Raw genomic sequence first — 1,951 nt, 5'->3', positions numbered from 1 at the left:
GGAGCCGGACATCGCCAAAGGCCAGACCTTCATGATGTTCGGGTATGACAACGGGGTGGTCGGCGACGTCGTCACCGACTGGACCGACCGCAACCTGATCCCCTACTACAAGGGCACCTGGGCGGACATCCGCAAGGTCGGGACGATGAAAGACTACAAGCGTACCGTTTCCTTCAAGCGGCGGCGTTTCCTGAGCGCCTGAGGTAAAATGAGCACCGTCGGTGCGTCGAGGTGGCTTCGCTTCGGCGTGCCTGACGGGTGGCATCAGAACAGGAAAGGACGCGGACGCACCGGCGCTCGCGAGATCGACCCATTCAACGCGCGCGGAATCCAGGCCACGGGATGAACGAACAGGCATTAATTGACCCTTTTGGTCGACGCATCGATTATCTGCGTCTGTCCGTCACTGACCGCTGCGATCTGCGCTGCGCCTTGCCTGCCGCAAGGCTTCAAGGGTTTCGAGGAACCCGAACACTGGCTGACGTTTGATGAGATCACCCAGGTGGTGCGGGCCTTCACCGCGCTGGGCGTGCGCCATGTGCGCCTGACCGGCGGCGAACCGCTGGTGCGTCGCGACCTCTCGGCGCTGGCCGCCCAACTGGCCGCATTGCCCGGCATCGATGACCTCTCGCTCTCCAGCAACTGCACCCGCATGGAGGCAATGGCGCAGCCGCTCTATCAGGCGGGTGTGCGACGCATCAACCTCAGCCCGGACAGTCTGCGCCCGAGGTCTTCCAGCAGATCACCGGGGGCAACCTGGATCAGGTTTTGCGCGGTATCCAGGCCGCCCAAGCGGCCGGCTTCGCGCCGATTCGGGTCAACACCCTGGTCATGCGCGGGATGAACGACGACGAGATCGACACCATCCTCGCCTACTGTGCCGAACGCGGCTTCACCCTGCGGCTGATCGAGGCCATGCCGATGGGCGCAACCGGTCAAGCCGCAGCCGGCCAAGCGCTCGACCTGCAAAGCGTCAAGCGCCGACTGGAACAACGCTTCGAGTTGATCCCTGACCTTCTGCCTGGCGGCGGCCCCGCGCGCTACTATCGCCTCGGTGGGAGCGACACTCGCCTCGGCTTCATCACCCCCCTCTCGCAGCACTTCTGCGCGACCTGCAATCGCGTGCGACTCACCGTCGATGGCACCCTGCTGCTCTGTCTCGGTCAGGAACACCGCGCTCCGCTGCGCCCGCTGCTGCGCGCCGGCATCAGCGATATGGACCTCATCGCCCACCTGCGCCGAGCCGTGGCCCTCAAACCGGAACGCCATGACTTCAACGACCGACCGGGGCAGATCGATCGTTTCATGTCCGCGACCGGCGGTTAATCGCCGGGACGTGCATCGGCGAGGTGGCGTCCGCTGGCCCCTCGTCACGGTGTTGCAAGACCCTACTTTCCGATGGCCGAGTGCTTTCAACAGATCATCGCAAAGGCAGTACACGAATATAATTTGTGTGTCCATCGGGGTTCCTCGCCGGTCGTTGTGCAGTAGGAACTCACAACGCTAGCAAACTCCGATGGACGTCGATCCATAAAGGTGGCAACTTGGGTTATTAATAAATTGAAATATTTTGAATGACAATCAAGGTAGCGGCAGGGTGCGTAGAGCGCCTCTGCCAGCCGCGTTTCCGGCGCACTGGATGTGGCGCCAACTGCCTTTCGACCGATCGACGGAGAGCCACGATGAACAACATGACGAGAACGATCGCCCTGAGCTTCGCGATTGCCGCCGCCTGCGGCGCCCTGCCCGCGCTTGCGCAACCCACGAACGCGCCCCCGCGCGGCCCGATGCCGTTTGCCGCCTTCGACCGGGACGGCAACGGGATGGTCACCGAACAGGAATTCAATACGGTCCATGCCGAGCGGATGGCGGCGCGCGGCGCTACCGGCGCGCCGATGCGCGGGGCGGCCAACGCGCCGACCTTCGCGGATTTCGATCTGAATGGCGACGG

1 protein-coding gene and 2 pseudogenes are annotated in these 1,951 nt (G+C 63.6%); all 3 read left to right on the top strand.

What is annotated here, in order from left to right:
• A partial coding sequence (locus QZY07_RS05585) for a hypothetical protein (protein WP_295400408.1) occupies positions 1 to 202 on the top strand: 202 nt, incomplete at its 5' end.
• A 140-nt stretch (positions 203 to 342) separates the two neighbouring features.
• A pseudogene (gene moaA, locus QZY07_RS05580) lies at positions 343 to 1,326 on the top strand (GTP 3',8-cyclase MoaA).
• Between the two features lie 365 nt (positions 1,327 to 1,691).
• Positions 1,692 to 1,951: pseudogene (locus tag QZY07_RS05575) on the top strand (hypothetical protein); the annotation flags it as partial.

The sequence above is a fragment of the uncultured Thiocystis sp. genome (assembly GCF_903866365.1).
Classification (GTDB): domain Bacteria; phylum Pseudomonadota; class Gammaproteobacteria; order Chromatiales; family Chromatiaceae; genus Chromatium.
The sequence above is the reverse complement of the archived record's forward strand: the minus strand, read 5'-3'. Positions and strand labels throughout refer to the sequence as shown.